Source organism: Streptomyces sp. NPDC029836, assembly GCF_055574495.1.
This window is the reverse complement of sequence record NZ_JBVHZI010000005.1, coordinates 161,656-188,243: the sequence shown is the minus strand read 5'-3', so window position 1 is coordinate 188,243 and position 26,588 is coordinate 161,656. Positions and strand designations below refer to the sequence as shown.

Annotated in this window: 30 protein-coding genes and 1 pseudogene; 10 read left to right on the top strand and 21 right to left on the bottom strand. The window is 70.9% G+C overall.

Features of this window, described 5'->3' with window-relative positions; all coding sequences use genetic code 11:
* Nucleotides 1–119: 119 nt before the first annotated feature.
* Complete coding sequence (locus ACZ4XJ_RS17370; protein WP_362881349.1) at nucleotides 120–860, bottom strand: A24 family peptidase; 741 nt, start codon at nucleotides 858–860, stop codon at nucleotides 120–122.
* Between the two features lie 125 nt (nucleotides 861–985).
* Here ACZ4XJ_RS17370 and ACZ4XJ_RS17365 point away from each other — a divergent pair, with 125 nt between their 5' ends.
* The 3 genes from ACZ4XJ_RS17365 to ACZ4XJ_RS17355 all read left to right on the top strand — a co-directional run bounded on the left by ACZ4XJ_RS17365 (nucleotide 986) and on the right by ACZ4XJ_RS17355 (nucleotide 3,750).
* Complete coding sequence (locus ACZ4XJ_RS17365; protein ID WP_362881350.1) at nucleotides 986–1,345, top strand: DUF192 domain-containing protein; 360 nt, start codon at nucleotides 986–988, stop codon at nucleotides 1,343–1,345.
* A gap of 217 nt (nucleotides 1,346–1,562) precedes the next feature.
* Entirely contained in the window at nucleotides 1,563–2,198 is a 636-nt protein-coding gene (locus tag ACZ4XJ_RS17360) for an SMI1/KNR4 family protein (RefSeq protein ID WP_362881351.1), read from the top strand.
* Between the two features lie 265 nt (nucleotides 2,199–2,463).
* Nucleotides 2,464–3,750 carry an extracellular solute-binding protein gene (locus tag ACZ4XJ_RS17355; RefSeq protein WP_468496648.1) on the top strand — a complete coding sequence of 429 codons (1,287 nt, stop codon included), beginning with the start codon at nucleotides 2,464–2,466 and terminating at the stop codon, nucleotides 3,748–3,750.
* A gap of 170 nt (nucleotides 3,751–3,920) precedes the next feature.
* Here the strand turns inward: ACZ4XJ_RS17355 and ACZ4XJ_RS17350 are convergent, their stop codons facing one another.
* From ACZ4XJ_RS17350 to ACZ4XJ_RS17335, 4 genes are all read right to left on the bottom strand, one after another.
* Nucleotides 3,921–4,550 (bottom strand): hypothetical protein, encoded by a 630-nt coding sequence (locus ACZ4XJ_RS17350; protein ID WP_468496647.1) that lies wholly within the window; start codon nucleotides 4,548–4,550, stop codon nucleotides 3,921–3,923.
* A gap of 196 nt (nucleotides 4,551–4,746) precedes the next feature.
* The gene (locus tag ACZ4XJ_RS17345; RefSeq protein ID WP_468496646.1) at nucleotides 4,747–5,070 is read right to left on the bottom strand and encodes a nuclear transport factor 2 family protein; all 324 of its coding nucleotides are present in this window, start codon (nucleotides 5,068–5,070) and stop codon (nucleotides 4,747–4,749) included.
* A 153-nt stretch (nucleotides 5,071–5,223) separates the two neighbouring features.
* Nucleotides 5,224–6,027, bottom strand: coding sequence for a polysaccharide deacetylase family protein (locus tag ACZ4XJ_RS17340; protein WP_468496645.1), 804 nt, complete (start codon nucleotides 6,025–6,027; stop codon nucleotides 5,224–5,226).
* Nucleotides 6,028–6,413: 386 nt separating this feature from the next.
* Nucleotides 6,414–7,970: an MDR family MFS transporter gene (locus ACZ4XJ_RS17335; protein WP_362881355.1), complete on the bottom strand. Its 1,557-nt coding sequence runs from the start codon at nucleotides 7,968–7,970 to the stop codon at nucleotides 6,414–6,416.
* 147 nt (nucleotides 7,971–8,117) lie between these two features.
* Between ACZ4XJ_RS17335 and ACZ4XJ_RS17330 the strand changes: the two genes are divergently transcribed.
* The 3 genes and pseudogenes from ACZ4XJ_RS17330 to ACZ4XJ_RS17320 all read left to right on the top strand — a co-directional run bounded on the left by ACZ4XJ_RS17330 (nucleotide 8,118) and on the right by ACZ4XJ_RS17320 (nucleotide 9,436).
* A complete protein-coding gene (locus ACZ4XJ_RS17330; RefSeq protein ID WP_362881356.1) occupies nucleotides 8,118–8,708 on the top strand; it encodes a TetR/AcrR family transcriptional regulator in 591 nt (196 codons plus the stop codon).
* A gap of 12 nt (nucleotides 8,709–8,720) precedes the next feature.
* Nucleotides 8,721–9,227 (top strand): Scr1 family TA system antitoxin-like transcriptional regulator, encoded by a 507-nt coding sequence (locus ACZ4XJ_RS17325; protein ID WP_468496762.1) that lies wholly within the window; start codon nucleotides 8,721–8,723, stop codon nucleotides 9,225–9,227.
* A 10-nt stretch (nucleotides 9,228–9,237) separates the two neighbouring features.
* Nucleotides 9,238–9,436, top strand: a pseudogene (locus tag ACZ4XJ_RS17320) (hypothetical protein).
* Between the two features lie 51 nt (nucleotides 9,437–9,487).
* Here ACZ4XJ_RS17320 and ACZ4XJ_RS17315 read toward each other — a convergent pair.
* Nucleotides 9,488–9,919 carry a nuclear transport factor 2 family protein gene (locus tag ACZ4XJ_RS17315; protein WP_362881359.1) on the bottom strand — a complete coding sequence of 144 codons (432 nt, stop codon included), beginning with the start codon at nucleotides 9,917–9,919 and terminating at the stop codon, nucleotides 9,488–9,490.
* 100 nt (nucleotides 9,920–10,019) lie between these two features.
* Between ACZ4XJ_RS17315 and ACZ4XJ_RS17310 the strand changes: the two genes are divergently transcribed.
* The gene (locus tag ACZ4XJ_RS17310; RefSeq protein ID WP_468496644.1) at nucleotides 10,020–10,592 is read left to right on the top strand and encodes a TetR/AcrR family transcriptional regulator; all 573 of its coding nucleotides are present in this window, start codon (nucleotides 10,020–10,022) and stop codon (nucleotides 10,590–10,592) included.
* Here ACZ4XJ_RS17310 and ACZ4XJ_RS17305 read toward each other — a convergent pair.
* The 13 genes from ACZ4XJ_RS17305 to ACZ4XJ_RS17245 all read right to left on the bottom strand — a co-directional run bounded on the left by ACZ4XJ_RS17305 (nucleotide 10,589) and on the right by ACZ4XJ_RS17245 (nucleotide 20,406).
* A complete protein-coding gene (locus ACZ4XJ_RS17305) occupies nucleotides 10,589–11,224 on the bottom strand; it encodes an OmpA family protein (RefSeq protein ID WP_468496643.1) in 636 nt (211 codons plus the stop codon). The genes ACZ4XJ_RS17310 and ACZ4XJ_RS17305 overlap by 4 nt on opposite strands.
* Nucleotides 11,225–11,228: 4 nt before the next feature.
* Entirely contained in the window at nucleotides 11,229–11,819 is a 591-nt protein-coding gene (locus ACZ4XJ_RS17300; protein WP_468496642.1) for a hypothetical protein, read from the bottom strand.
* A gap of 31 nt (nucleotides 11,820–11,850) precedes the next feature.
* Nucleotides 11,851–12,513, bottom strand: a complete 663-nt coding sequence (locus ACZ4XJ_RS17295; RefSeq protein ID WP_468496641.1) for a pilus assembly protein TadG-related protein — start codon at nucleotides 12,511–12,513, stop codon at nucleotides 11,851–11,853.
* Between the two features lie 5 nt (nucleotides 12,514–12,518).
* A complete protein-coding gene (locus ACZ4XJ_RS17290; RefSeq protein WP_468496640.1) occupies nucleotides 12,519–12,752 on the bottom strand; it encodes a hypothetical protein in 234 nt (77 codons plus the stop codon).
* A 110-nt stretch (nucleotides 12,753–12,862) separates the two neighbouring features.
* On the bottom strand, nucleotides 12,863–13,549 hold the full coding sequence (locus tag ACZ4XJ_RS17285) for a response regulator (RefSeq protein ID WP_468496639.1): 687 nt from the start codon (nucleotides 13,547–13,549) through the stop codon (nucleotides 12,863–12,865).
* A gap of 3 nt (nucleotides 13,550–13,552) precedes the next feature.
* Complete coding sequence (locus ACZ4XJ_RS17280) at nucleotides 13,553–14,443, bottom strand: DUF5936 domain-containing protein (protein WP_362881427.1); 891 nt, start codon at nucleotides 14,441–14,443, stop codon at nucleotides 13,553–13,555.
* A gap of 25 nt (nucleotides 14,444–14,468) precedes the next feature.
* Nucleotides 14,469–15,407 (bottom strand): type II secretion system F family protein, encoded by a 939-nt coding sequence (locus ACZ4XJ_RS17275; protein WP_468496638.1) that lies wholly within the window; start codon nucleotides 15,405–15,407, stop codon nucleotides 14,469–14,471.
* Complete coding sequence (locus ACZ4XJ_RS17270) at nucleotides 15,404–16,759, bottom strand: CpaF family protein (protein WP_362881367.1); 1,356 nt, start codon at nucleotides 16,757–16,759, stop codon at nucleotides 15,404–15,406. Before ACZ4XJ_RS17270 ends, ACZ4XJ_RS17275 begins: the two co-directional genes overlap by 4 nt.
* A complete protein-coding gene (locus tag ACZ4XJ_RS17265; protein WP_468496637.1) occupies nucleotides 16,756–17,130 on the bottom strand; it encodes a TadE/TadG family type IV pilus assembly protein in 375 nt (124 codons plus the stop codon). The genes ACZ4XJ_RS17270 and ACZ4XJ_RS17265 overlap by 4 nt, the downstream gene beginning before the upstream one ends.
* A 4-nt stretch (nucleotides 17,131–17,134) precedes the next feature.
* Nucleotides 17,135–17,506 (bottom strand): TadE/TadG family type IV pilus assembly protein, encoded by a 372-nt coding sequence (locus ACZ4XJ_RS17260; protein WP_468496636.1) that lies wholly within the window; start codon nucleotides 17,504–17,506, stop codon nucleotides 17,135–17,137.
* A 3-nt stretch (nucleotides 17,507–17,509) separates the two neighbouring features.
* Nucleotides 17,510–18,775, bottom strand: a complete 1,266-nt coding sequence (locus ACZ4XJ_RS17255; RefSeq protein WP_362881371.1) for a CpaE/TadZ family protein — start codon at nucleotides 18,773–18,775, stop codon at nucleotides 17,510–17,512.
* Nucleotides 18,776–18,782: 7 nt separating this feature from the next.
* Nucleotides 18,783–19,484 carry a Flp pilus assembly protein CpaB gene (cpaB, locus tag ACZ4XJ_RS17250; RefSeq protein WP_362881373.1) on the bottom strand — a complete coding sequence of 234 codons (702 nt, stop codon included), beginning with the start codon at nucleotides 19,482–19,484 and terminating at the stop codon, nucleotides 18,783–18,785.
* 40 nt (nucleotides 19,485–19,524) lie between these two features.
* Nucleotides 19,525–20,406: a hypothetical protein gene (locus ACZ4XJ_RS17245; protein WP_362881375.1), complete on the bottom strand. Its 882-nt coding sequence runs from the start codon at nucleotides 20,404–20,406 to the stop codon at nucleotides 19,525–19,527.
* Between the two features lie 350 nt (nucleotides 20,407–20,756).
* Between ACZ4XJ_RS17245 and ACZ4XJ_RS17240 the strand changes: the two genes are divergently transcribed.
* Entirely contained in the window at nucleotides 20,757–22,454 is a 1,698-nt protein-coding gene (locus tag ACZ4XJ_RS17240; protein WP_468496635.1) for a chitinase, read from the top strand.
* Between the two features lie 125 nt (nucleotides 22,455–22,579).
* Nucleotides 22,580–23,914, top strand: coding sequence for a M14 family metallopeptidase (locus ACZ4XJ_RS17235; RefSeq protein ID WP_468496634.1), 1,335 nt, complete (start codon nucleotides 22,580–22,582; stop codon nucleotides 23,912–23,914).
* 63 nt (nucleotides 23,915–23,977) lie between these two features.
* On the opposite strand, the gene ACZ4XJ_RS17230 is transcribed toward ACZ4XJ_RS17235, so the two are convergent.
* Both ACZ4XJ_RS17230 and ACZ4XJ_RS17225 read right to left on the bottom strand, forming a co-directional pair.
* Nucleotides 23,978–24,388: a RidA family protein gene (locus tag ACZ4XJ_RS17230; RefSeq protein ID WP_362881380.1), complete on the bottom strand. Its 411-nt coding sequence runs from the start codon at nucleotides 24,386–24,388 to the stop codon at nucleotides 23,978–23,980.
* A complete protein-coding gene (locus tag ACZ4XJ_RS17225; RefSeq protein ID WP_362881382.1) occupies nucleotides 24,385–25,146 on the bottom strand; it encodes an IclR family transcriptional regulator in 762 nt (253 codons plus the stop codon). Before ACZ4XJ_RS17225 ends, ACZ4XJ_RS17230 begins: the two co-directional genes overlap by 4 nt.
* Before the next feature lie 158 nt (nucleotides 25,147–25,304).
* Here ACZ4XJ_RS17225 and ACZ4XJ_RS17220 point away from each other — a divergent pair, with 158 nt between their 5' ends.
* The gene (locus ACZ4XJ_RS17220) at nucleotides 25,305–26,585 is read left to right on the top strand and encodes an alanine racemase (protein WP_362881383.1); all 1,281 of its coding nucleotides are present in this window, start codon (nucleotides 25,305–25,307) and stop codon (nucleotides 26,583–26,585) included.
* Nucleotides 26,586–26,588: the final 3 nt, after the last annotated feature.

Genomic DNA, 26,588 nt, shown 5'->3' with positions numbered 1-26,588 from the left:
AGGTGGGGGCGCGGTGAACAAAAAACGGGCCGGTCCGTGGGGGGGATACGGACCGGCCCGAGGGGGGGGTTCCACCATAACCCTTCGTAAAGCATGCTGCGTGCATCGGCGCGAAATGATTACGCTCCGAATCCGCCCAGCAGCACTCCGGTGAGCGCACCGGCCGTCATGAAGGGGCCGAAGGCGAAGCCCTGCTTGCGGGTGGCGCGGCCCCTGAGGAGCAGGCCCAGCCCGTACAGGGCCCCGTAGAGGAAGCCCAGGAACGCGCCGACCATCCATACCCCCCACCCGTACCACCCAAGAGCGACCCCCAGGGGGAGCGCCAGCTTGACGTCGCCCAGGCCCATCCCGGCGGGGTTGATCAGGAACAGCACGAGGTACGCCGCCCCGAGCGCGCCCCCGCCGAGCAGCGCGAGCCGCCAGGAGCCCGCGGCGCCGGGGAGCAGGGCGGCGGCGCCGAGGAGGCCGGCGGTGGCGGCGGCGAGCGGCAGGGTGAGCACGTCGGGCAGGCGGTGCACGGCGAGGTCGACGAGGGCCAGCAGGACCAGGACGGGCGCGAGGGCGACGAACACGGCCGCCTCGGGGCGCGGCGCGACGGCGGCGGCGAGGACGGCGCAGAGCGCGGCGGTGCCGGCCGCCGCCGCGGCGGCCCCGGAGCCGGTGGTCCCGTAGCGGTGTTCCCCGAGTGGGGCAGGGCGGCAGCGGGCGGGGCCCAGCCAGCCGGGGATCGGGTGCCCGTCGGGGCAGTGCGCCCGCCAGGACTCCCGCGACGGCACGGAGAGCCGGTAGGCGGCGCGGGGCAGCAGCAGCCCGGCGCCCGCGCCGTAGGAGGCGGCGAGGATGGCCGCGAGGATGCCCATGCCGTGACGGTAGGCGCTGCGGCGGGCCGGCGGGGAGGTTCCGTCGGCCGCACGCGGCCCGTGACCGCTCAGCCCCGACCCCGTGCCCCCTGGCCGGGCGCCCCGCGACCCGGCAAGGTGGCCGCATGGGGAAGTGGGCGGACGGGTACGGGACGCTGCGGGCCGGGGCCGTGACGGTGCGGCTGGAGGTGGCCGCCTCGTACGGGGCGCGCACGCGGGGGTTGCTGGGGCGCGACGGGATCGAGGGAGCCATGCTGCTCGCGCCGGCGGCGAGCGTGCACACCTTCCGGATGCGCTTCCCGATCGACGTGGCGTACCTGGACCGGCACTTGGGGGTCCTCGCGGTCCGCACGATGGTCCCGGGCCGGCTCGGCCTGCCCCGCCCGCGCGCCCGGTACGTCCTGGAGGCGGAGGCGGGCGCGATGGGGCGGTGGGGCGTGCGCGCGGGCACCCGCGTCGAGCTGACCGGGCCCGGGCGGCGATGAACGGGGTCGGGGCGACCCCGACCGCGGCCCCCGCCGCGATGACCGGAGCCGGACGCACCCCGGACGGCCCCCCGAACGGGCCCGGACGACCCCCCGACGGCCCTTGAGCGGCGCCGGCGTCGGCGTCCACCGGGCGGGACGGCGGCGCCACGTGCTGGGGCCACGGGCTCACGGGCGGTAGGTTGGGGCGGTTGAGCTGGGGTGGCAGGGGAGCGGCATGAGCGGTATGAGCGGCATGACGGAGAACGCGCACATCAAGGCGCTGGAGCAGATCATGCCGGCGACGCACGGCGCCGACGAGGACATCGACTGGCAGGCGGCCGAGGCCGTCTGGGGAACCCGGTTCCCCTCCGATTACGTGGCCTTCATGGGCCGGTTCGGCGCGGGCTCCATCAACGGCGAGGCCGGCGTGCTGCTGCCGCTGCCCAAGCCGGGGTTGCAGTGGGACCCGGCGGAGATGGCCGAGGAGACCGGCAACGCCCGTCAGGTGTGGGAGGCCGAGGGCGGTCGGGCCGCCTTCGACGTGGACCCCGAGTCGATCATCGCCTGGGGGGTCACCGGCGGGTCGGACATCCTGTGCTGGCTGACCTCCGATCCCGATCCGGACCGGTGGCCCGTCCTGGTGGTCGGGCGGCACACCGCCGACTCCTTCGCGGTGCACCCGTACGGCATGGCCGAATTCCTGCTGCTGCTGTGCTCCGACGAGTTCGACGTGAGCCCCGTCAGCATCACCTTCTGGGACGCGGGCCACCTGAGCTTCGTGCACTGGCGCAAGGCGCAGCAGCGGTGGCAGGAGGGCCGCAATCCGGAGACGGGCGAGCCCGACCCGTACGCGGGCGAGTTCGCCGACTGATTTTTTCCGGACACCCACAGCCCGTTTCCTTGGCCGGAAACGGGCTTTTTGGTGTGTCTACGCGCGTCCGATTTCTCGATCATTTATCGGAAAACACCAGCCGGAATAGGAGCACTTGGAGCATTGAACATAACTTCCGCCCCCATGGAATCAGCCACCCGGTGGACAGGAGAGAATTCCGGCCAACGGGCCATGGCGGGACACCCCGGCCCCGAGCAACTCATAAGTAATAACGGGACTCAAAAGAAAATCAGGGGAACCCACCGTGCGAAGAAGAATGTTCGGCCCGGCCGCTTCGGCCGCCGTGCTAGGCCTCCTGCTACCGCTGTCCGGCTGCGGAGGTTCCGACAGCACGGCGGGGGACGACGGCACGCTGCGGCTGGTCGCCGCCGAGTACGGCAACACTCCGGCCAACAGCTCCAAGGCCTTCTGGGACAAAGCGACGCGTGATTTCACGGCCGCCAACCCCGGCATCAAGGTCGAGGTCCAGCTCCTGCCGTGGGCGGACATCGACCGCGAGGTCACCCGCATGGTGAACGCCGGCAAGGCCCCCGACATGGCCCTCATGGGCTCCTACTCGGACTTCGCCGCGCAGGGCAAGCTGTACTCCGCCGACGAACTCCTCTCCATCACCGCTGAGGCGAACTTCCTCCAGCCGCTCGCCGAGGCCGGTTCGGTCGGAAGCACCCTCTACGGCCTGCCGTTCGTGGCGAGCAGCCGCCTCCTGTTCTACAACGAGGCGCTTTTCGCGAAGGCCGGCATCCAGTCCGCCCCCAAGACCTGGACGGACCTGAAGACCGACGCCAAGGCGCTCAAGGACAAGGGCGTCAAGTACCCGTACGCGATGCCGCTGGGCCCCGAGGAGGCGCACGCGGAGGCGATGATCTGGGAGCTGAGCAACGGCGGCGGGTACGCCGACAGCAGCGGCAACTACAGCCTGGCCTCCGAGCAGAACGTGGCGACGTTCCGTTGGATCAAGGAGAACCTGATCACCCCGGGTCTGGTCGGTCCGACGCCGCCGGCTCAGCTCAACCGCGCGGACGCGTTCGCCGCGTTCCTGCGCGGCGAGGTCGGCATGGTCAACGGCTACCCGTCCCTGCTGCACGAGGCGACCGCGAAGGGCATCGGGGTCAAGGCCGTGCCCATGCCGGTGTCGGACAGCCTCGGGACCGGGGAGAGCACGCCGACCGTGGGCGTGGCGGACTGGATGATGGCGTTCAAGCAGAACGGCAAGGGCAAGCAGATCGGCACGTTCCTGGACTTCATCTACCAGGACAAGATCCTTTCGGACTTCGCCGACCGCTACCACCTGCTGCCCTCGACGGTCACCGCCGCGCGCAACCCGGCGGGCGGCGGACTCGGCTCCACCGACGAGGCCTTCCTGACGGCCCTGCGCGGCGCGCAGCTGTACCCGGTGAACGACCCGTCGTGGGTGACGGTCAGCGACTCCATCAAGCGCAACATCGGCCGCGCCGTGGAGCCCTCCGTCGATCCGAAGACCGTGCTGGAGGAGATCGCCACGAAGGCGAACGAGGCCGGCAAGAAGCACTGAAGGACCCGAAGGACCCCCCGAACACGGGACCTTCGACTCCCTGCCCCACCCCATCCCGTGCGGCAGAATGGCTGACGGCACTTGATCCAAGGCCGTGGCCCAGTCGCCCGCCGAGCACCCACAAGGTGCGCGGGGCGACCGGCCTCCCTCCTCCCCCCGTGGTCACCGCCTCAGCGCTGCCGCCCGTTCTCCGCGGAGAACGCCGTCCGGTACTGACCGCAGTCGGAGTCCCAGCGCAGCGTGCCCGTGAGCGTGCCGTAGCCCGAGCGGGTCAGCGACCATTCCACCGTGTACTCGCCGGTGTCGCACGCGATCCGCTTGCCCGCCTCGACCTTCCGGCTGCTCGACGCCGGCTGATCCGTCAACTCCCGGTGCACCTCGGCCGCCTTGGCGCCCTTCGCGGTGCGCAGGACGGCGTGCACGACGATCGGGTGCTTGCCGTCCTTGGTGGTCAGCGCCTTCTTCAGCAGCTTGGAGTCGGACACCGACCAGGCGAACTCGTACGAGGGCTGCCAGGCCAGCGTCTTGGGGTCGGGGACCTGCCGTTCGTACTCGCGGGCGCCCTCGGGGCCGGGGCCGGTCACCGTCTTGTACTGGATGCCCGGGTGGAACCGGAAGCGGCCTTCCACCTTGTGCATGTCGTCCTTGGTCCACAGCGACTTCATGGCCTTCTCGCCGCCGGCCGGGTCCTGGAGGTACGAGGTGCTCGGCGCGGCGCCGGCGACGCCCTGACCGAGGGCGGGGGCGAGGGCCGCCGCGGCGGCGACGAGGGCGAGGGCGGCGGTACGGGTGCGGTTCATGCCCCGCCCAACGGGCGCCCGCGGCGGGCCGGAACGACGGGCCGGGCGCGTTCACCCGTACGGAGCGGACGCGGCGCCCCCAGGTGACGAACGCCGCGCCGGCGCGGAACGCGTCCCGGACGCCCCCCGCGACGGGCATCGCGTACGGGTACACGCGCCGCCGGCGCCGATGCGGGGAACGTGTCGGGCGGCGGCGTCAGGCCTGGCCGGTCTCGAAGCGGGTGACGCGGCCGTCGGGGGTGACGTCGAAGCGCCAGGCGGTGCGCATCTCGCCCCAGGTGTCGTTGCGGTAGTCGACGACGAGGGAGCGGCCGTCGGCGGACTCGGACGCCACGGACATGTGGCCGTTGCAGGAGAACACCTCCTTCTCGGTCCACTCGCTGACGTCCCGGTCCGAGCCGTCGTCGGACATGGTCGCGCCGGGAGCGAGGACGGCCTCGAAGGCGGCCCGGTCACCGGCGTTGACGGCGGTGACGAAGGCGCGGACGGTGGGGTCGGTGAGCTGGGCCGGGTCGATCACGGGAGCCTCCTGGTCGGGCGTACGGGCCCTCGTACGGGCCCGCTGCGCGCGACCAGGGAACACCGGGGGCGGCGCCGGGGCGCCGACCCTCACCCGTTCGCCGCCGGACGGCGTGTCAGGGGTCGGGGGCCCGGGGCTCGGTGCGGCAAGGCGTCAAGCCCGGTCGGGGGCGGTGCGGACCGGGAAGCCGGTGGGGCGGTCCTGCTCCCTGAGCCAGGTCAGCACCTGGTCCAGGGCGTCGACGGTCTGCCGGCGGTCGCCGCCCCCGTCGTGGAACAGCACCGTGGGACCGTTGCCGATCCCGCGCTGGACCGCGGCGACGATGGCGGCGGCGCCCGGCTTGCCGAAGTCCTTGGTGTCGACGTTCCAGCCGAGCGGGCGCATGCCGTGGGCCGCCGCGATGCGCCGACTGTCGGGGGTGAACGCCCCGCCCGGGGCCCGGTAGTACTCGACCTTCGCGCCCGCTCCGGCCGCCTCCTCGATCAGCCTCTTCGCGTCGAGGATCTGCGCCCGCTGGTAGGCGACGGGCTTCTTGTCCATGGTCGTGTCGTGGTCCATGGAGTGGTCGCATAGCCGGTGGCCGGCCGCGACGACCTTCTTGACGAGGTCCGGATGGGCCTTGGCCTGGAGTCCGACCATGCAGAAGGTCGCCTTCACGTCGTGTGCGGCGAGGACGTCGAGGACCTCGGGGGTCCAGCGGGGGTCGGGGCCGTCGTCGATGGTGATGTTGACGGCGTTGCCGCCGCCCTCGGAGGCGTGCGCGATGGTCTCGGGGACGGTGGTGGGTGATGCGGGGGCGCCGGGCGCCGCGCCGGGGCCGGTCGGGCGGGCGGCGGGGGCGCGGGAGCCGTCCGTACCGATGAGCGCGGTGACCCCCACCGCGGTCACCACGACGGCCGCGGCCGACGCCGCGACGGCTGTGCGACCCCGGAGACCGAGCTTCTGCGTACGCGTCATGAGTCCACTCCCCATCCGCCCTTGAAGGGTTATGTGGGTCAGGACGCCTTCGGACGCACTGGGGTTCCACCTAATTGCCCTATAAATTGCAGGTAATGAGGACTTTGGCCCTTCATAGGCGCAGATGACACGACAGGCGCGGCAGCCTCGGCAGGCACGACGGCCCCGGCCGCCCCGAGGAGCTCCCGCGCACCTCGGGAACGCGAACGGCGGGCCCGGCGCGGGGGGTCCGTCCCCGTGCCGGACCCGCCGATTCGGTGTCCGTGCTGCGTGCTGCGTGCTGCGTGCTGCGTGCTGCGCGGGTGTACTGCGTGCCGCATGACGTGTGACGCGTACTGCTCGGTGTGATGGTGCCGGGTGCCGGCCGGCGGCCGGCGGCGCGGGTGTCAGTGCGCCGGCGTGTCCTGCGGGGTCGGGCCCGCGCCCCGCAGCGGGACCTCCTTGACGAACCAGGCCGCCACGAAGCCCAGTACGGCGACGGCCGCGCCGAGCAGGAAGGCCGAGTGCGTACCGGCGGCCACCGCGTGCTGGTAGGCGTCGCGCACGGCCTCCGGCAGCTTGGCGAGGCTCGCCGCGTCCAGTTGGGCCGAGCCCGCGGCGGCGGCGGCCTGCGCGCCCTGCCGCTCGACCATGGTGTCGGTGACCTGGGTGGTGAACAGGGAGCCCATGAGGGCGACGCCGAAGGAGCCGCCGAGCGTACGGAAGAGGGTGGCCGAGGACGAGGCCACGCCCATGTCCTTCATCTCGACGCTGTTCTGCGCGACGAGCATGGTGATCTGCATCAGGAAGCCGAGGCCCGCTCCCAGGACGGCCATGTAGACGCCGGAGACCAGACGCGAGGTGTCGGTGTCCATCGTCGCGAGCAGGAACAGGCCGACGACCATGAAGGCCCCGCCGACGATCGGGAAGATCTTGTACTTGCCGCTGTTGGTGGTGACCCGGCCCGCGATGAGCGAGACGAGCATCATCGAGAGCAGCATGGGCAGGAGCAGCAGCCCGGAGTTGGTGGCGGAGGCGCCCTGGACGGCCTGCTGGAAGAGCGGCAGGTAGAGCACGCCGCCGAACATCGCGAAGCCGACGAGGAAGCCGATCACGGACATGAGGGTGAAGTTGCGGCTGCGGAAGATGTGCAGCGGCATGATCGGCTCGGCGGCCTTGGTCTCGACGTACAGGAAGGCGGCGGTCGACGCGATGCCGACGGCGATCAGACCGAGGACCTCGACGGAGCCCCAGGCGTACTCGGTACCGCCCCAGGTGGTGACGAGGACGGTCGAGGTGATGGCGATGGTCAGCAGCGCCGCGCCCAGGTAGTCGATCTTGCTCTTGGACCGCTTCTTGGGCAGGTGCAGCACGGCGGAGACCATGGCGAGGGCCACGGCGCCGAGCGGCAGGTTGATGTAGAAGGACCACCGCCAGCCCATGTGGTCGGTGATGGTGCCGCCGACCAGCGGGCCGCCGATCATGGCGAGGGCCATCACGCCGGCCATCATGCCCTGGTACTTGCCGCGCTCGCGGGGCGGTATGAGGTCGCCGATGATCGCCATGACGCCGACCATGAGACCGCCGGCGCCCAGACCCTGGACGGCGCGGAAGCCGATGAGCTGGCCCATGTCCTGGGCCATGCCGCTGAGGACGGAGCCGATTAGGAAGATGACGATGGAGACGAGGAAGGAGCCCTTGCGCCCGTACATGTCGCCGATCTTGCCCCAGATGGGGGTGGAGGCGGCGGTCGCGAGGGTGTAGGCGGTGACCACCCAGGACAGGTGCTCCAAGCCGCCGAGTTCGCCGACGATGGTCGGCATGGCGGTACCGATGATCATGTTGTCGAGCATCGCGAGCAGCATCGCGATCATGAGGGCCATGAGGACGACGCGCACGCTGCGCGGCTTCGGTCCCGTTTCCACCTCCTCCACGGGTACGGCCGTCTTGACTGTCTCGCTCATGTCCACTCCCCTGGCACCGACACTTCGACTCACACCCGCCGGGAACTTACTTGCCGCCCGGCTAGTTCACTACACTGGGGACGGTAGACGTGTCACTAGCCGGTCGTCAAGTAAGTACATGTGTCGTACGTAAGTGTGGGGAGAACCATGTCCAACAGCTCCAGCGGCGGTCCGCAGCAGCGGCGCGGCAACACGCGCCAGCGCATCCAGGACGTCGCGCTGGAGCTGTTCGCCGAGCAGGGGTACGAGAAGACCTCGCTGCGGGAGATCGCGGAACGGCTGGACGTGACGAAGGCGGCGCTGTACTACCACTTCAAGACCAAGGAAGACATCATCATCAGCGTCTTCGACGACTCGACGCGGCCGATCGACGAGCTGATCGCCTGGGCGCAGGAGCAGCCGCCGACACTGGAGACGAAGCGTGAGGTGCTGCGCCGCTACAGCGAGGCGATGGCCGCGGGCGCGCAGCTGTACCGCTTCATGCAGGAGAACCAGGCGACGATGCGGGAGCTGAGCATCGGCGAGACCGTGAAGCGGCGCCTGTTCACCCTGGTGGAACTGCTGCGCACGGAGGAGGGCCCACTGACGGACCAGGTCCGCTGCGTGAGCGCGCTGTTCACGTTGCACGCGGGGATGATGTTCCTCCAGCACGTGGAGGGCGACCCGGAGGAAACCCGTCAGGCGGCGCTGGAGGTCGCGACGGACCTGATCACGCAGGCGCACCACGAAGGCAAGTAGCCGGTCGCGCGCCTGCTAGCCCAGGCCCGGCACCGTGCGGGCCCGACGAGCGGCCGACGGCTGCCGCAGGGCCGCCCGCCGGGGCCGGCCCGCCCGACGCCGACGGCAACAGCCGCCGGCACGGCCGCAGCCGAAACGCCCGCGCGGAGCCCGTTCGACCGGAACCCACCTACTCGTTCAGGTACCCGGAGGCGCCGGCCCGGGGCAGCCCGGCCACGTGACGTCGCTCGGGCCCAATTGGAGCATCTGAACAGCGCCGCCGAACGAGACAATGTCGTCCTGCGTGTGCTGACCTTCGATGCGGGCGAGTTCCCGGGGGCGGGTCGGACCGTCAACTACCTTGCAGGCCCTGTGCCACGACTCGACACGGTCCAGGTGGACAGCACGCACGGAACCGACTTCCTGCACACGGAAGCCCAACTGGACACATACCGGGCCCAGCTGGACTGGATGGAGAAGCTGAGCCTCTCCCCCGAGGCATGGCGGGACTTCATCCATACCGTGGCCCGCCAGCTCTGAGAGGAATTCAATGGCCGACATTACCTGGGAAGAGGCGTTCTGCGGCTAGGGGGGCAAGCTGCTACCGGCTCGGTACGGACGGGGACGGCAACAGCTACATCGCCGTCGCGGGGGCGGAATCCGCGCACCTCACCGACTCGGCGGAGTCGCTGCGCCAACTGATCCGGGACATCAAGGCCGGCAAGGCCGACCACCTCCTCACCGACTGACGCCCGCGCCCCCCGGCGGCGCGCGGGGCGCCCGGCGCGGCGTAGGGACGGTCAGGCGGGCCGGTCGAGACGGCGTTCCGAGGCGGTGATCGGAACGTCGTTGATGCTGGCCTCCCGGCGGCGCATCAGGCCGGCTTCGTCGAACTCCCACTGCTCGTTGCCGTGGCTGCGCCACCACTGGCCGGAGACGTCGTGCCACTCGTACTCGAAGCGGACGGAGATGCGGTTGCCGGTGTACGCCCAGAGCTCCTTGCGGAGCCGGTAATCCAGTTCCCGCTCCCACTTGTCGGCGAGGAAGGCGCGGATCTCGGCGCGGCCGGTGAGGAAGCGGTCGCGGTTCCGCCAGACCGAGTCCTCGGTGTAGGCGAGTGCGACCCGTTCCGGATCGCGACTGTTCCAGGCGTCCTCCGCGGCCTGGACCTTCGCCCGGGCGGACTCCTCGGTGAACGGCGGCAGGGGCGGACGTACGGCGGCTGAACCCATGGCAGGGCCTCCCGGGATCGATCGGAACGCGGAGAACGAGCGTTCTCACCGTAGAGAACGATCGTTTTCCCGGCAAGCCGAATGCGACTACGCTTTCCCCATGGACTCCCCCGTGCACGACGACGAGGCCCGGACCCGACTCCTCGACGCCGCGGAGGCCCTCTTCTACGCCGAGGGCATCCAAGCCGTCGGCATGGACCGCATCCGCACCGAATCCGGCGTCGCCCTCAAGCGGCTGTACCGGATCTTCCCTGCCAAGGAAGCCCTGGTCACGGCCTATCTGGAACGCCGGGACCGGCGCTGGATCGCCGGCCTGCGCGAAGCGCTCGCCGGCGCCCCAGACCCGGTCGCCGCGGTCTTCGACTGGCTCGCGGACTGGTTCTCGGAGCCGGACTTCCGCGGCTGCGCGTTCCTCAACGCGCACGGGGAGCTCGGCGCGGGGCCCGCCGGCGTGCTGGACGTCGTCCACCGCCACAAGGCGGAGCTTCGGAACCTCCTGGCCGGCCTGACCGGCCCGGGCGACCCGCCCGGCCTCGCCGATCAGCTGCTGATCCTGGTCGAGGGCGCGACGGTGGTGGCGGCCCTCGACCCCGGCCCGGCCCCGGCCCACCACGCCGCCGCGGCGGCCCGCACCCTCCTGGGCCGAGCCCACGCCGCCGCCGTCCGCGCCTAGCTCGCGCCGCGGGGGAAGGTGATCTCCACGCGACGGTTCTTCTTCCGGCCTTCCTCCGTGCCGTTGTCCGCGATGGGGTAGTCCTCGCTGTAACCCCGCACGTCGAAGGTGACCGAGGGGTTCGTGACGGTCTTGACCAACTCGGTCTGCACCGCGTCGGCCCGCTGCTTGGACAGCTCCTTGCCGTGTTCGTAGCTGCCCTGGTCGTCAGTGAACCCGAACACCCGCACGCGGGTGGCCTTCTGCTGGTTGATCTCGTTGGCGATGGCCTGTATCCGGGCCGCCGCCTGGGCGTTGAAGACCGCACTGTTCTCGGGGAACAACACCTCGGACTGCAACGCCATCATGACGGTCTGGTTCGTCTCCTGCCGCCGCTGCTCCCCGCCGAGGTCCTCGACGACCTCGGCGATGTCGAGCACCTTGACGGGCGCGAGCGTCCCGCCTTGCGGGATCTTGAGCCCGGGGGACGCGGAGTCAATCGCCACGGGCGCGGCGGCGGACGGCTCGGTGCCGGGGGGTACGGAGGGCTGGGGGTCATCAGCATGCGCGCTGGTTGCACCCATAAAGTGGACCCCGGCAATGACAAGACCGACTACGGCTGTCGAGGCGGTTGTGCGGTGGATTTTTGTCATGACGTCACCCGGTGATTTTGACGGTGGCCGAGGCGAAGGTGGGAAGACTGAACTCAACCTCGGTCGTAGCGGCGGGCGGTGCGGGGAACTGTGCGAAGAATGGCACGGTCTGACCGACAGCGACGCTGGAGATTCCGGTCGTACACAGGCACCTGGACTCGGTGTCCCGCAGCACGTAGTACCGCTTCTTGCCGACCTTGTCGACCAAAGTGGCCCCCGCCACTGATTCGCCGCTCCCCTTGAGTTCGATGCCTCGCCAGGCCGACGTTCCAACGAAACTTTCGCTGCCGGCGTTCTTGATCTGACCGTTCACAGTGAGGAAACCACCTGCATCACGCTGCAAGGAGTTGATCTCCAAGGTCATCCCGTTCGCCCCCTTCACCGTTGCGAGCACCGTCGCACTGTCCGGACTCTTCTCGGCGCCCGCACTCGATGGAGGTGACTGCGCGCCCGACTTGGCCTGCTCGGACGCTTTCGGGGTTTTGGAGTCCTTGGTGTCGCCGTCACTTCCGCACCCGGCCAATGCGGCAGCCAAAACCGCCGCCACAGCAGCAGCCGCTCCACCACGGACCATTGCCGTCTGCCGAATGCTCATGTGCACTGCTTCCTAGTCGGGTCGTTCACAGTCAGTTCGCCAAGCGCACATCGAAGAGCGCCCGCGCCAATTTCTTCCACGGAGCGGGCTTCGCAAGATCGATCACGACTTCCCTCCCCCCTTTGCACTCGATTTCGACGGCGCGAGCTACCGGCGTCGCCTCTCCCGTCGGCGTGGGGCTCGAGCCCGGGGTCGGAGCTCCCGTCGGAGTCGACGTCGGGCCACTCGGGGGAAGTACGGCAAGGTGACACCGCGGTTCGATCACAGCCGTGGCGGAAGCCGTCCCCTTCATATCTTCAGTCCCCGGGACAACGGAACTCCCCACACTCCGCTCGGTTTCCACGGACACCGTGAACTCAAGTCCGGCAACCACGCACGTCGCCGTAGCATCGTTCCTCTGGGCAAAGGAGTCCGCCTGCGCGCACCCGCGCCCCGGGGCGAAGCGACCACCCTCTAGCAGGTCAACCCACTCCGTTGCATCCAGCATCGCCAAGTCCACGCCTCCCGCCAAGTGGTCACGCGCGTCCTGCGCCGCAGCCAGCGCCGCCGCGTCTGCGGCGCCCTGAGCGTCGCTTCGCGTGACGGAGGCCTGGCCTACGGCAAAAAGCGCCAGCGCGCCAAAAAGCAGGCCGGCAACAACCACGATGTAGACGGGAAAGGCTTGCCCCCTGCTGGAATCGGGCGGGAACGGCATGCCGCTCAGCCAGCTTTGATGTCCGTCACTGCCTTCTTGATGCGTGTGGTGATCTCCGAGCCGATGCCCGAGCCGACGATTGCGCCGATGATCACTACGACCACCAGGATGATGCCCAGGTATTCGAAGGCCGTCTGGCCGCGGTCCTGGTTGGCGTAGCGCTTGCGGAGTCGGGTGATCGCCGTGTCCGTCCAGGTGTTCAGTCGGATCGTGGCCTTCAGCAGCGAGTTGTGTGACATGGGGGTCCCCTCCCGGGCCGGTGCCACTGTTGATGGGCGGACGGTACGGGGAGTTACGGGTGATAACCAAGGGTCCCGGGGCCCAAATGCGGACCCATTGCGTCCTGTGGTCAGCCATGGCCGGTCACCCCCGGGCGGGCGGTTCCCAGCCAGCGGGCTATCGCTTCGCTGCGGGTGGTGGTCCTGAGCTTCGCGAAGATGCGGTTGATGTGGTTCTTGACCGTCTTCTCGCTGATGAAGCAGGCGCCGGCGATCTGCTGATTGTTCATTCCGGACGCGATCAAGTCCATGATCTCGGTCTCCCGCGAACTCAGCCCGTATGGAACGGAGTTGTGCATGCGCTCCGAAGAGGATGCCACATTTCGTTGCGGTTGCGAAGAGGCACGGAGGTCTTCCAGCAAGGTCGTCGCGACCGACGTCGAGAAGTGGGCGCGGCCCGCGCGGATGTCGCGGACCGCGCGGATCAGGTCGTCCGCCGTGAACTCGCCGTGGACCAGGTAGCCGCCCGCGCCCAGGAGCAGGGTTTCGTGGATCGTGTCGGCTTCGCGGCTGTGCGTCAACATCAGGACGGGGGCCAGCGGTACCAGGTGCGGGAGCGCGGAGATGCCGTCGACGCCCGGCATGCGGACGTCCAGCAGGATCACGTCCGGGGTGTGGCGGCGGGTCAGGCTCAGGGCCTCGCGGCCGTCGCGGGCCTCGGCCACCACGTGGAGGTCGTCGGTGGCGGCCAGCAGGGCGGCGAGGCCGGCCCGGACGACGGGGTTGTCGTCGGCGATGAGGACGCGGATCGGCATCATGGCTCAGCCGCCTCCGAGGAGGGCGCCGAAGTCGACGTCCGCACCGTAGACGAAGCCGCACACGAGCAGGATCAGGGTGCCCGGGAGCATGAACATGGTGACCGCGAAGGTGGCCTTGGGGACGGCCCGGGCGGCGCGCCGGCGGGCGTTCTGGGCGTCGGTGCGGCGCATGTCCTCGGCGATGGCGATGAGGGTCTCCACGATCGGGGAGCCGAGTTCCTCGCCCTGTTGGAGGGCGGTGACGAACTGGGCGACCTGCTCGGAGTCGTTGCGGCGGCGCAGTTCGTCGAAGGCCTGGCGGCGGCTGACGCCCATGTCCATCTGCTGGAGGGTGATGCGCACCTCGTCGGCCCAGGGGCCCTCGTACTTGTGCGACACGCGCTCCAGCGCCTGACGGAAGCCGAGCCCGGCGCTGACGACGACGGCGAGGACGTCGAGGAAGTCGGGCAGGGTCCGCTCGATGTTGTCGCGGCGCACCCGGATCGCGGACCACAGGCCGGCCTCGATCCAGAACAGGCCGAAGGCGACCATCAGGAGGGCCGGGACCAGCCGGCCGTTCATCAGCATGGCCAGGGCGCCGAGCCCGCCGAGGAATCCGTACACGGCGCGGCGGGCGGCGTAGCGGTCGATGGTCAGGCCTGACGGGTTGCCGGCCATGTCGATCTGGCGGCGCTTGCGGGCCACCTGCTTGGGGCCCATCAGGCGCAGGACCAACGGGGCCCAGCGGATCCCGAGGCGGTCGACGAGGGAGCCGACGGCGGTGGTGCGGGTGGCGCCGACCTCCAGGGCGAGTGCGAGGTCGGTGGGGAGTTTGACGTCGGCGCGGTAGAGGCGGATGCCGTGGAGGATGCCGAACACGGCGAGGCCGAGGGCCAGGGCGAGGGCGAGGGGCAGCAGCGCGGTCATGTGGTCGTCCGCCTCACACGTCGATCTTCGAGAGGCGGCGGATGAGGACGAAGCCGAGGGCGAAGAGGCCGAGGGAGACCAGCACCGCCACCTGTCCGACGAAGGCGCCCGTCATCCGGTCGAGGGCGCCGGGCATCATCGTGTTCACCAGCAGCAGCGAGCCCACGCCGATCGCGGGGACCAGGTACGCGGTGACGGTGACCTGGGAGAGCTGCGTACGGATCTCCCTGCGGGTTTCCTTGCGCTGTTCCAGGGTGACGGTGAGGTTGCGCAGGCTGTCCACGATGGCGCCGCCCGCCCGCGCGGACAGGACGAGGGTGGAGACGAGGACGACGAGTTCCCGCGACGGCAGCCGGTCGACGATCTCGCCCAGGGCCTCCTCGATGGAGTGGCCGACGGCGAGGCGGTCGGCGACCCGGGAGAGTTCCTCGCCGGCCGGGGCCTCCAGTTCCTCCGCCGCGATGCCGATGGCGGTGCGCAGGGCCAGGCCGGCCTGGGTGGCGTTGGCGAGGATGCGGGCGAGTTCCGGGAGCTGGTTGATGAAGCGTTCGGTGCGGCGGGCGCGCTGCCAGTTGAGGAAGGCGTTGGCTGCCCAGATGCCGATCAGGCCCGCGAGGGGGCCGAAGAACGGCGCCAGCAGGGAGGCGGAGACCAGCCAGACGCCCGCGACGGCCATCAGCATGTAGACGAAGAACTCGCCGGGGGTGAGGTCCATGCCGGTGGTGGCCAGCTTCAGTTCGAGGCGGCGTCCGAACCGGGTTTCGCGCAGTCGGCGGTCCACGGCGGGGAAGCGGCGTCGGCGGCCCGTCGGTTCGGGGGCTCCGCTCGCCGAGAGGCGCTCGATGAGGGCGGCGCGCTGCGCGTGGCCGGAGGCGTAGGCGTGCACGCCGAGGGACACGAGGAGGCCGGCCAGCAGGGTGGCGCCGAGGGTGAGGAGGACGAGGTTGTTCACAGGACGGTCCGGGAGGTGAGCGGGTCGAACGGCTCGTACCGCTCGTCCGACAGGGCGACCCCGAATGCCTGGGGAATCGGCTGACTGTTCATGTAGAGGCGTTCCGCGATCCGGCGCGGCAGCGGGTGGTACGCGAAGTGGCCGTGGACGCGCCCGTCGGCGCCCATGGGCTGGGCGACGTAGCGGCAGACGGTGGTGATGCGGAACGGCTCGCGGCCGTGCGAGTCGAGGATGGAGATCTCCGTGATGCGGCGCGAGCCGTCGCCGAAGCGGGTCAGCTGGACGATGACGTTGACCGCGCTGTTGATCTGGTCCTGGAGCGCTTCGAAGGGGATCTCCACCTCCGACATGGACGCGAGGGTCTGCAGGCGCATCAGGGCGTCCTGGGAGCTGTTCGCGTGGACGGTGGCGAGGGAGCCGTCGTGGCCGGTGGACATGGCCTGGAGCATGTCGAGGGTCTCGCCGCCGCGGACCTCGCCGACGATGATGCGGTCGGGGCGCATGCGCAGGGAGTTGCGTACGAGGTCGCGGATGGTGATCTGACCCTTGCCCTCGACGTTCGGGGGCCGGGATTCGAGGCGGATCACGTGCGCCTGCTGGAGCTGGAGCTCGGCCGAGTCCTCGATGGTGATGACGCGCTCGCCCTCCGGGATGAGTCCGGAGAGGGCGTTGAGGAGGGTGGTCTTGCCGGTGCCGGTGGCGCCGGAGACAATCACGTTCATCTTCGCCTGGACCAGCCCGGACAGCAGCAGGAGCATCTGCTCGTCGAGGGAGCCGAGGCCGATCATCTCGTGCAGGGTGAAGGCGCGCGGGAAGCGGCGGATGGTGAGGGTGGCGCCGGTCAGCGAGAGTGGCGGGATGATGACGTTGACGCGCTCGCCGCTGGGCAGGCGGGCGTCGACCATCGGATTGGCCTCGTCCACGCGGCGGTTGACGGTGGAGACGATGCGCTCGATGGTCTGCATGAGCTGCTCGTGCGAGGCGAAGCGGATGGGGAGCTGCTCGACGCGGCCGGCCCGCTCGACGAAGATCTGGTCCGGCCCGTTGACCATGATCTCGGAGATCGAGGCGTCTTCGAGGAGCGGTTCGAGCACGCCGAGTCCCAGGGCCTCGTCCACGACGCGGCGCACCAGTTGGGCACGTTCGGCGGTGGACAGGACCGGGCCCTCGCGGCTGATGATGTGCCCGAGTACGCGTTCCAGGCGTGCGCGGCGCTCGGCCGGCGCGAGCGCGGACATCTCGGCGAGGTCGATCTCTTCGAGCAGCTTGGCGCGGTACGAGGAAACCAGCCGGCCGTCCTCGCGCGGGCTGTGCCGGTCGTCGGGGGTGTTGACCCGGGAGCGCAGGCTCATGGGCGGGCTCCGATCGGGTTGGGGTCGTCGTTGGGCATGACGGCGGTGGCCGTGGCCGGCTCGGGGTTCAGGCCGGGGATGATCGAGTTGATCCGGATGGAGACGTTCGCGGTGACGGCGTCGGTGTCCTTGGAGACGGTGACGTCGGCGCTCAGGCCGCCGCGGACGGCGGCCCGGCCCGCGGCCTCCCCGCCGGAGCCCTTGCGGGCCTCCACCCGGGCCGCGGTGCGGGCGGCGGTGTCCGCCTGTTCGTGGACGTACGCGATCCAGCCCAGCTGGATCGCGCAGAGCGCGACGAACAGCAGGATCGGTACGAAGCCGATGTACTCCAGGGCCACTTGGCCCCGGTCGGAGCGGATGCGCCGTCTCATGCCCTCACTCCTCCCTCTCCATCGCCGCGCCGGCCGTGCCGTCCAGGGAGCCGAAGTTGAGGCCCGGGAACAGGACGGGGATCTCGACCGTCACCGTCGCCTTGTAGAGGTCCCCTTCCCGGCCGCACTCCGCCCTCGGGCCCCAGGCTCCGCCGATGTGTTCCACCGCCGCCGTTCGGCAGGCCCCGTCGCCCTTGACCGCCCCCGCCCGCGCCGCCTCGTCGGCCGCGTTGCCGACCAGGGAGAAGGCGTAGCCGATCAGTACGCACTCCCACACCGCCGCGACGAGCAGCAGGATCAGCGGGACCATGCCGACGAACTCGACGGCGACCTGACCCCGGTCGGGGTCGGTGCGTGCGGACCGGCGGGCGGCCATCCGTCAGCCCTCCCGGCCGCGGCGCAGCCGGGCCACCGGGCCCGAGGGGCGGACGGCGAGGGCGTGGCCGGGGCCGGCCTTGGGGTCGTCGGGGGCGGGGCCGGCGAGCAGGCCCAGTTCGCCGGCCAGGGTCCACAGGGCCTGTTTCACCGTCGAGCGGTTGTCGAGGTCCTGGACGCGGCCGGCGTCGACGACGCCCTGGAGTTCCTTGAAGGCGGCCGGGACGGGGGTGCGGGCGACCCGGGTCTTGGTGATCTTCTCTATCAGCGCGGGCTGGATCTCGGTGTGCTTGCTCCAGCGGTTGACGACCACGGTGGTGTCCTCGGCCTTGCGCACCTGGAGCCGCTCCCACATGCGGACCATCCGCTTGGCGGCCCGTACGCAGACCACGTCCGGGGTGACGACCAGGACCGCCACGTCGGCCATCTCCACGGCGGTGGCGTTGGCGCCGGTCACCTGGGTGCCGCAGTCGACGACGACGAGTTCGTAGCGGGCGCGCAGGGCGGCGATGACGTGGCGGGCGGCGCGGTCGTCGACCTCCTCGCCGCGTTCGCCCTCGCCCGGGGCCAGCAGCAGCGCCAGGCCGGTGCGGTCCTCGTAGACGGCGTCCTGGAGGACGCGCGGAGAGATGTCCTGGATCCCGGCGAGGTCGGCGACGGAGCGTCGGAACTGCACGTCGAGGTACGAGCCCACGTCCCCGGCCTGGAGGTCGAGGTCGACGAGGGCGGTGCGGCGGCCCGAGGCGGCCGCGGCCAGGGCGAACTGGACGGCGGCGAAGGTGGTGCCGACGCCGCCCTTGGCGCCGGTGACGGTGACGAGCCGGCCGCCGGGCCCGGTGGGCGCGTCGGCGCCCCGGCCCAGGTGGCGGCGTACGCCGGCGGACCACTGGGCGGCGGCCTGGACGCGGGCGGCGAGTTCCTCGTAGCCCAGCGGCAGTCCGACGAGGCCGCGCGCCCCGGAGTCCATGGCGGCGGAGAAGACGCCGGGGCCGGCGTCGGAGGAGAGCAGGACCACGCCGACCGCCGGGAAGCGCAGGGCGACCTCGCGGATGAGTTCCAGGGCGGGGACGGGTCCGATCCGTTCGTGGACGAGGACCACTTCGGGCAGTTCGTCGACGGATTCGGCGGCCATCCGGCCGAGGGTGTCGAGCAGGGAGGTGGAATCGGGGACGGGAGCGGCCGGCTCGGCGTCCGGGAGCTGGCTGAGCAGGGCCACGATGGCGCGGGCGGCGTCCGCGTCACCGGCGGCGGGCAGGATACGAGTGGTCATCCGCGCCTCACTTGTCCCCTTCGAGGGTGTACGTGCGCTCGCTCGGGCCGGGCGCCGAGTCGGTGCCGGGGGCCACGAGGGCCAGGCGCACGTGCTCCGCGAAGGATTCGGCGTACGCGACGCGCTGGGTGTCCTTGGTGGCCAGGGCGAAGGTGATCGGGACGGCCTCGGTCGGGCCGGTGCGGTCGCTGTTCTTCTCCAGGGCGGTGAGTTTGCCGACGCCCAGGACGCGGGCGTTGGCGACGATGATGACCGACCGGGACGGGTCGGTGTCCTTGGCGCCCTTGAAGGTGGCGAGGATGTTGACCTTGGCGCCGGAGGTGATCTTGCCGGCCACGCCCGTCGCTGCGTCGATCATGATGGCGATCTCCTGCTCACCGGGCTGGAGCTGCGGTTTGTCGACGAACATGTCCGTCTGGAGCAGCGACCCCTTCTTCAGGGTGGTGAGCGCGATCTTGTCCTTGAGGGCCCCGAGGTCGGTGACGGCCGTGCCGGACAGCCAGCGCTTGGGGACCGTGACCTCCTCGAACTGGCCGGCGCCGAGGGAGCTGTAGGGGGCGATGTCGCCCTTGACGCGGTAGGCGACGACCTCGGACCCGACCTTCGAATTGACGTCGCCGATGACCACGAGGACCCCGCCGAACGCCGCGAGGGCGCACAGGACCGACAGCAGGAGCAGGATGACGCCGCGGCGCTGGCGTGAGTTCATGAGCCGTACTACCTCGCCGTTCTTCGTTCGTTCGGGCCGGTCAGGAGCTGGATCTGGAGCGGGCGGCCGCTTCGGGCGGCGGCGGCGCGAGCGGGGCGGCGCAGAATCCGCAGCGGTCGCCGATGAGCTCGAAGCCGCACCACCGGCACTCCTCGCGGCGCACGGAGGCGACCAGTTGGTAGAGCACGGAGGGGTCGGGGATGGCCGCGGCGAACTCGACCAGCTTGGGGGTGGCCCACCAGCCGGCGGAGTCGGCCGGCAGCGGGTTCTCCATGACGCCCTGCACCTGCCAGGCGGGAGCCAGTTCGGCCGCGACCCAGTCGGAGGACGACTGCCCGCGGGCGAAGGTGAGGTGGGTGGCGAAGTCGGGTCCCGGCGGCAGCACGCCCTCGCGGGTGCCCGCCGTCCCCTGCGGGCCGAGCTTCGCGAGGTGCGGTGTCGGGTGGGCCAGTACGGCGAACTGGGCGCTCGGCGACCAGGACCGGGCGTGCGCCTTGAGGCCGACGGGGATCCGGTCGAGCTTGGCGACGCTGCCGAGCAGGGCGCCCGCATAGATGTAGTGCGAGAGCAGTCGGGCGGCCGAGGCGATGACGCCGGGGCTGAAGTCGCAGACGCTGAGCTGGCGCAGTTGACGCACCAGCACGGCGGTTCCCAGCGGCGGGAGATCGATGTCGACGAACGCGATCCGGTCGGTCTCCAGGATGGCGCGGACGGTGTGCAGGCGGCGCGCGGTGGCCGCCGGCAGCCACGGCGGTACGACGACCACGAGGTGGCCGTGCCGCTCCAGCAGGGCGGAGGTCTCGGCGAGGGCGCCCTCCAGGTCCGCCTCGCCGGGCGGGCGCAGGACGGCGGCGCCCGGCGTGTGCCGGTCAGGGGCCGGCAGCACCAGATCGGCGCTGGTGACAGCGATGGCGGTCGGCACCCGAATTCCCCCCGTTCACCCGGTACACCACGCACGTTCCCCTGGCCGTCACGTCCGCGCACGTACTGCGCGACCGCAAACTTCCGACGTGCCTCCCCCTTGCCCCAGCACCATATCCGCGACCTCCCTGGTGGGGCAGGGGCTTGCGGATTCCCGTACCGCGAGCACGTGTCACAGGTGGCCGGAAACCCGGACAACCGGGAATCCGGAGGTCGTTCATTTCAAGCCACTTCGCAAAGCCCCTTGACACGGGGATTGGTCTGGACCAACTTGGCTGCGCCAGCACTTGGTTGCGGGGAACCCCACTCCCCCTCGTTCCGCTTGTCCCTTCCTCCCCCCACGGAGCCCACGTGAACCGCATACGCTCCCTTGCCCTGCTGGGCGCGGCCACGCTCGCCGCCGGCGGGCTCACGGCCCTCGCCTCCGGCACCGCCCAGGCGGCCGACGTCAACGTCGTGCGCAACGGCGGCTTCGAGTCCGGCCTGGCCAACTGGTCCTGTTCCGGCGGCAGCGGCGCCTCCGTCTCCTCCCCGGTGTTCGCCGGGACGGGCGCGCTGCGCGCCGCCCCGGCGGGCCAGGACAACGCCCGCTGCAGCCAGACCGTCACGGTCAAGCCGAATTCGACGTACACGCTGAGCACCCAGGTCCAGGGCGGCTACGTCTACCTCGGCGCGACCGGTACCGGCACGCAGGACGTCTCCACCTGGACGCCGGGTTCCGGCGCCGGTTGGCAGAAGCTCTCCACGACCTTCTCCACCGGCCCGAACACCACCCAGGTCAGCGTCTGGACCCATGGCTGGTACGGCCAAAACCCCTATGTCATCGATGAGTTCAGCGTCGTCGGCCCCGACGGCGGCGGCGGCACCGACCCCGGTCCGAGCATCCCGGGCGCCCCCGCCGGCACCGCCGTTTCCGGCCAGAGCGCGAACGGGCTCACCCTTTCGTGGAACGCGGTCAGCGGCGCGGCCGGCTACCACGTCTACCAGGACGGGGTCCGGGTCAAGTCCGTGACCGGCGCCTCCACCCCGATCACCGGGCTCGCCGCGGCGACCTCGTACTCCTTCCAGGTCAGCGCGTACAACGCGGCCGGCGAGGGCACCAAGTCGGCGCCGGTGACCGGTACGACGACGGGCGGCGGCCCGGGCCCCGGCCCGAACCCGGCCGTCCCCAAGCACGCGCTGACCGGCTACTGGCAGAACTTCAACAACGGCGCGACCGTCCAGAAGCTCTCGGACGTCTCGAACGAGTACGACATCATCGCCGTCTCCTTCGCCGACGCCACGACCACGCCGGGCGCCATCACCTTCAACCTCGACTCGGCGGGGCTGAACGGCTACACCGTGCCCCAGTTCAAGGCGGACATCGCCGCGAAGAAGACGGCCGGCAAGTCGGTCATCCTCTCCATCGGCGGCGAGAAGGGCACGATCTCGGTCAACGACTCCACCTCGGCCAACAACCTGGCGAACTCGGCCTGGGCGCTGATGCAGGAGTACGGCTTCAACGGCATCGACATCGACCTGGAGAACGGCCTCAACCCGACCTACATGACGCAGGCGCTGCGCGCCCTGTCGGCCAAGGCGGGTCCGTCCATGGTGCTGACCATGGCGCCGCAGACGATCGACATGCAGTCCACGCAGGGCGGCTACTTCAGGACGGCCCTGAACGTGAAGGACATCCTGACCGTCGTCAACATGCAGTACTACAACAGCGGCGCGATGAACGGCTGCGACGGCAAGGTCTACGCGCAGGGCTCGGTGGACTTCCTGACCGCCCTGGCCTGCATCCAGTTGGAGGGCGGCCTCGACCCGTCGCAGGTCGGCATCGGGGTCCCGGCCTCGCCCAGCGGCGCCGGCAGCGGCTACGTGTCGCCGACCATCGTCAACAACGCCCTGGACTGCCTGGCCCGCGGCACGAACTGCGGATCCTTCAAGCCGTCGAAGACCTACCCGGGTCTGCGCGGGGCGATGACCTGGTCGACCAACTGGGACGCCAAGGCGGGTAGCGCCTGGTCCAACGCGGTGGGTCCCAAGGTCCACGCCCTCCCCTAGGCGGTACGTGTGGGGGTGGCCGATTCAGATCGGCGCACCCGGCAGGTTCTTGACCCGGACATGCCGTGAGAGCACGCTGTGCGCGTCCGCACGGCTACCCCCACACTCCCGACCCAGGAGAACGCATGCGGCTCCACACCCGCCGGAGGGCCGCCGTCACGGCGGCCCTGCTGGCGCTCGCGCTCGGCGCACCCGCCTACGGCCTGAGCGCCACGGCAGCCCAACCCGCCAATCCGTCCACCGCCACCCAGGACGAGTCCATCGTCCAGTACCGGATCCACGGGCCGTCCACCGTCGCCGACCGGACCGCCCTGCTGAGCTCCGGGGTGTCGATCGACGAGGTGGACGACCACACCGTCGTCGTCAGCGCCGACACCATGCAGGCCAAGGACCTCCGCAAGCGCGGCTACCAGCTGACCGCGCTGCCCGGACCCCCGGACCGCTCCGAGCCCGGCATCGCGTCCGGCGCCATGGACTTCCCGTCCGCCGACTCGAAGTACCACAACTACGCCGAGGCGACCGCGGAGATCGACCAGCGCATCGCCCAGTACCCCGGGATCATGAGCAAGCGGGTCATCGGCAAGTCGTACCAGGGCCGGGACATGTTCGCGATCAAGATCAGCGACAACGTCGGCACCGACGAGGCCGAGCCCGAGGTGCTCTTCACCGCGCACCAGCACGCCCGCGAACACCTCACCGTCGAGATGGCCCTGTACCTGCTGAAGGAGTTCGGCTCCAAGTACGGCACGGAGTCCCGGATCACCAACGCGGTCAACAACCGCGAGATCTGGATCGTGCCGGACCTCAACCCCGACGGCGGCGAGTACGACATCGCCTCCGGCTCCTACCGTTCCTGGCGCAAGAACCGCCAGCCGAACTCCGGCTCCTCCTACGTCGGCACGGACCAGAACCGGAACTGGAACTACAAGTGGGGCTGCTGCGGCGGCTCCAGCAGCAGCAAGAGCTCCGAGACCTACCGGGGCCCGGCCGCCGAGTCCGCCCCCGAGGTGAAGGTGGTCTCCGACTTCGTGCGCAGCCGCGTCGTCGGCGGCAAGCAGCAGATCAAGGCCTCGATCGACTTCCACACCTACAGCCAGCTCGTGCTGTGGCCCTTCGGCTGGACGTACAACGACACCGCGCCCGGCCTGACCGCCGACGACCTCGCCGCCTTCAAGAAGGTCGGCACCGGCATGGCGGCCAGCAACGGCTACACGCCCGAGCAGTCGAGCGACCTGTACATCACCGACGGCACGATCGACGACTGGCTGTGGGGCAGCCAGAAGATCTTCGCCTACACCTTCGAGATGTACCCGTCGAGCTCGGGCGGCGGCGGCTTCTACCCGCCCGACGAGGTGATCGACCGCGAGACCTCCCGCAACAAGGAGGCCGTGCTCCAGATCCTGGAGAACGCGGACTGCATGTACCGCTCGATCGGCAAGGAAGCCCAGTACTGCACCTGACGGGTCACCGGCCGCACGGCCCGAGGGGGCGCCCCGCCGCCAGGGGGCGTCCCCTCGGCGCGCTCAGCCCAGGACGGCCAGCGCGTCGATCTCGACCAGCAGCCCGGCGGGCAGGCCCACGTAGACCGTGGTGCGGGCGGCCGGCGCCTCCTTGAGGCCCTGCTCCTCGAAGTAGGCGTTGTAGATCTCGTTCATCTCGGCGAAGTGCGCGGTGTCGGTCAGGTAGACGCGGATCATCATCGCGTCGTCCCAGGTCGCGCCGCCCGCCTCCAGCACGGAACGGACGTTCTCCAGCGTCTGCAGGGTCTGCGCGCGCAGCGTCGGCCCGGCCGGCGTCGGCGCCTGTCCCGCCACCGCGGGCAGGAAGCCGACCTGGCCGGCGACCTGGAGGAGGTTGCCCTTGCGCACGCCGTGCGAGAACCTCGCGGGCGGCGCGGTGTGGGTGTCGGGGGTGATGGCGGTCTTCTCGGTCACGGGGCGTCCTCGCTGGGTTCGGAGCCGGAGTACTCCCGGCTGATGGTGTCGGCGCTGCGGCGTACCAGGGGCAGCAGTTCGAGCAGTTCGTCGGGGCCCGCGACCACACCGGGCGCCGAGACGGACATCGCGGCGACGACCCGCCCGCCCGGGCCGCGCACGGGCGCGCCCACGCAGTTGAGCGCCTCCTCGTGGCCGCCCAGGTCGGCGGCCCAGCCCTGCCGGCGCACCAGGGCCAGCTCGGTCAGGAAGGCGTCCGCGTCCGGGGTGGAGCGGGCGGTGTAGCGGGGGTATTCGATGCGCGCGGCCAGGCTCCGCCGGTCGGCCTCCGGCAGGTCGGCCAGGATCACCTTCGCGACGGCGGCCACGGTCAGCGGGACGGGCTTGCCGATGCGGGAGTACATCCGGACCGGGTAGCGGCTGTCGACCTTGTCGATGTAGACGACCTCGTCGTCCTGGTGCAGCGCCAGGTGGACGGTGTGCCCGGTGAGCCGGTTCAGCTCGACCAGGTGCGGGTGCGCGACCTCGCGCACGTCCAGGTTCTCCACCGCCTCCGCGGCCAGCGCGAACAGGCCGGCGCCGAGCCGGTAGCGGCCGTCCGGCTGCCGGTAGACGAAGCCGTGCGCGTGCAGGGTCCGCAGCAGCCGCAGCGCGGTGCTCTTGTGGACGCCGAGCCCGTCGGCGACGTCCCCGAGCCCGGCCGGGCCCTTCGCGAGCGCCGGCAGGATCTGCAGGGCACGCTCCACCGACTGGCTCACGCCGTGTCCTCTCCTCCGTCCGCCCGCGCGGCGGCGGGTTCCGGCGCCGCACCGGGCTCCGCCCGTTGACCCGCCGTCATCCGGGATGTTAGACAGCATGCAGCGGCATACGCAACGCCCGTTGCGGTACGCGCAACACGCCCGGGAGGCACCCGCACATGCCCAGCGATCCCGTCCAGGCCCTCGCCGACGAACCGGTCGACCACCGGTTCAAGGGCCTCCCCCCGGACGCCGAGCGCGCCGGCCTGACCGTCGGCGCCCTCGCCGCCGAGGCCCGCAACCTGCACACGGGCGGGTTCACCACGCCCGTGCTCACCCTCGACGCGGACGCGCTGGAACACAACCTCACCGCGCTCGGGGAATACTCGAAGCGCCACCACCTCGCCTTCGCCCCGCACGGCAAGACCTGCATGTCCCCGCAGCTCTTCCGGCGCCAGCTGGAACACGGCGCGTGGGGCATCACCGCCGCCGTCCCGCACCAGGCCCGCGTCTACCGCGCCTTCGGCATCGGGCGGATCTTCCTCGCCAACGAGCTCGTCGACCCCGCCGCCCTGCGCTGGGTCGCCGCCGAACTCGCCGCCGACCCCGCCTTCCGCTTCGTCTGCTACGTCGACTCCGTGCGCGGCGTCCGGCTCATGGACCGGGCGCTGGCCGGGCAGCCGGCCGTCATCGACGTCGTCGTCGAACTCGGCGCCGGCGAGGGCGCCCGCACCGGCGCCCGCACCGAGGAGGACTGCCGGGCCGTGGCCGACGCCGTCGCCGCCACGGACACCCTGCGCCTCGTCGGCGTCGCCGGCTACGAGGCCGAGGTGCCCGGCGCCGACCCGGCGGGCGTCCACGCCTACCTGCGCCGGCTCACCGCTCTCGCCGTCGAGTTCGACAAGGCCGGGCGGTACGCCCCCGACCTGGAGGAGATCGTCGTCAGCGCCGGCGGCTCCGCCTGGTTCGACGCCGTCGCCGACGTCTTCGCCGAACTCCCCGCACTCTCCCGGCCCGTCCTGAAGCTGCTGCGCTCCGGCGCGTACGTCTCCCACGACCACGGCTGGTACGGCCGCCTGACCCCCTTCAACCGGATCCCCGAGGAGGGCGGCCTGCGCCCCGCCTTCCGGCTGTGGACCCAGGTCGTCTCCCGCCCCTCCGCCGGCCAGGCCTTCGTCAACGCGGGCAAGCGCGACGTCGCCTACGACCTCGGCCTCCCCGAGGCCGAACTGGTCCGCGACGCCCTCACCGGCGAGGAACGGCCCGCGACCGGGGTCCGGCTCGTCAAGCTCTCCGACCAGCACGCCTGGCTGGAGACCGACTCCGCCGAGGACGTCCAGGTCGGTGACTGGGTGGCGCTCGGCATGTCCCACCCGTGCACGATCTTCGAGAAGTGGCCGCTGATCCCGGTGGTGCGGGCCGACGGCACCGTCACCGACTACGTCCGCACCTTCTTCTAGGCG

Bases quoted from the DNA above. Each gene is read 5' to 3' on its own strand.
- ACZ4XJ_RS17370 (WP_362881349.1), bottom strand. From the start codon at position 860: ATGGGCATCCTCGCGGCCATCCTCGCCGCCTCCTACGGCGCGGGCGCC.
- ACZ4XJ_RS17365 (WP_362881350.1), top strand. From the start codon at position 986: ATGGGGAAGTGGGCGGACGGGTACGGGACGCTGCGGGCCGGGGCCGTG.
- ACZ4XJ_RS17360 (WP_362881351.1), top strand. From the start codon at position 1,563: ATGAGCGGTATGAGCGGCATGACGGAGAACGCGCACATCAAGGCGCTG.
- ACZ4XJ_RS17350 (WP_468496647.1), bottom strand. From the start codon at position 4,550: ATGAACCGCACCCGTACCGCCGCCCTCGCCCTCGTCGCCGCCGCGGCG.
- ACZ4XJ_RS17340 (WP_468496645.1), bottom strand. From the start codon at position 6,027: ATGACGCGTACGCAGAAGCTCGGTCTCCGGGGTCGCACAGCCGTCGCG.
- ACZ4XJ_RS17335 (WP_362881355.1), bottom strand. From the start codon at position 7,970: ATGAGCGAGACAGTCAAGACGGCCGTACCCGTGGAGGAGGTGGAAACG.
- ACZ4XJ_RS17330 (WP_362881356.1), top strand. From the start codon at position 8,118: ATGTCCAACAGCTCCAGCGGCGGTCCGCAGCAGCGGCGCGGCAACACG.
- ACZ4XJ_RS17315 (WP_362881359.1), bottom strand. From the start codon at position 9,919: ATGGGTTCAGCCGCCGTACGTCCGCCCCTGCCGCCGTTCACCGAGGAG.
- ACZ4XJ_RS17310 (WP_468496644.1), top strand. From the start codon at position 10,020: ATGGACTCCCCCGTGCACGACGACGAGGCCCGGACCCGACTCCTCGAC.
- ACZ4XJ_RS17305 (WP_468496643.1), bottom strand. From the start codon at position 11,224: ATGACAAAAATCCACCGCACAACCGCCTCGACAGCCGTAGTCGGTCTT.
- ACZ4XJ_RS17300 (WP_468496642.1), bottom strand. From the start codon at position 11,819: ATGAGCATTCGGCAGACGGCAATGGTCCGTGGTGGAGCGGCTGCTGCT.
- ACZ4XJ_RS17295 (WP_468496641.1), bottom strand. From the start codon at position 12,513: ATGCCGTTCCCGCCCGATTCCAGCAGGGGGCAAGCCTTTCCCGTCTAC.
- ACZ4XJ_RS17290 (WP_468496640.1), bottom strand. From the start codon at position 12,752: ATGTCACACAACTCGCTGCTGAAGGCCACGATCCGACTGAACACCTGG.
- ACZ4XJ_RS17285 (WP_468496639.1), bottom strand. From the start codon at position 13,549: ATGATGCCGATCCGCGTCCTCATCGCCGACGACAACCCCGTCGTCCGG.
- ACZ4XJ_RS17270 (WP_362881367.1), bottom strand. From the start codon at position 16,759: ATGAGCCTGCGCTCCCGGGTCAACACCCCCGACGACCGGCACAGCCCG.
- ACZ4XJ_RS17265 (WP_468496637.1), bottom strand. From the start codon at position 17,130: ATGAGACGGCGCATCCGCTCCGACCGGGGCCAAGTGGCCCTGGAGTAC.
- ACZ4XJ_RS17260 (WP_468496636.1), bottom strand. From the start codon at position 17,506: ATGGCCGCCCGCCGGTCCGCACGCACCGACCCCGACCGGGGTCAGGTC.
- ACZ4XJ_RS17255 (WP_362881371.1), bottom strand. From the start codon at position 18,775: ATGACCACTCGTATCCTGCCCGCCGCCGGTGACGCGGACGCCGCCCGC.
- cpaB (WP_362881373.1), bottom strand. From the start codon at position 19,484: ATGAACTCACGCCAGCGCCGCGGCGTCATCCTGCTCCTGCTGTCGGTC.
- ACZ4XJ_RS17235 (WP_468496634.1), top strand. From the start codon at position 22,580: ATGCGGCTCCACACCCGCCGGAGGGCCGCCGTCACGGCGGCCCTGCTG.
- ACZ4XJ_RS17220 (WP_362881383.1), top strand. From the start codon at position 25,305: ATGCCCAGCGATCCCGTCCAGGCCCTCGCCGACGAACCGGTCGACCAC.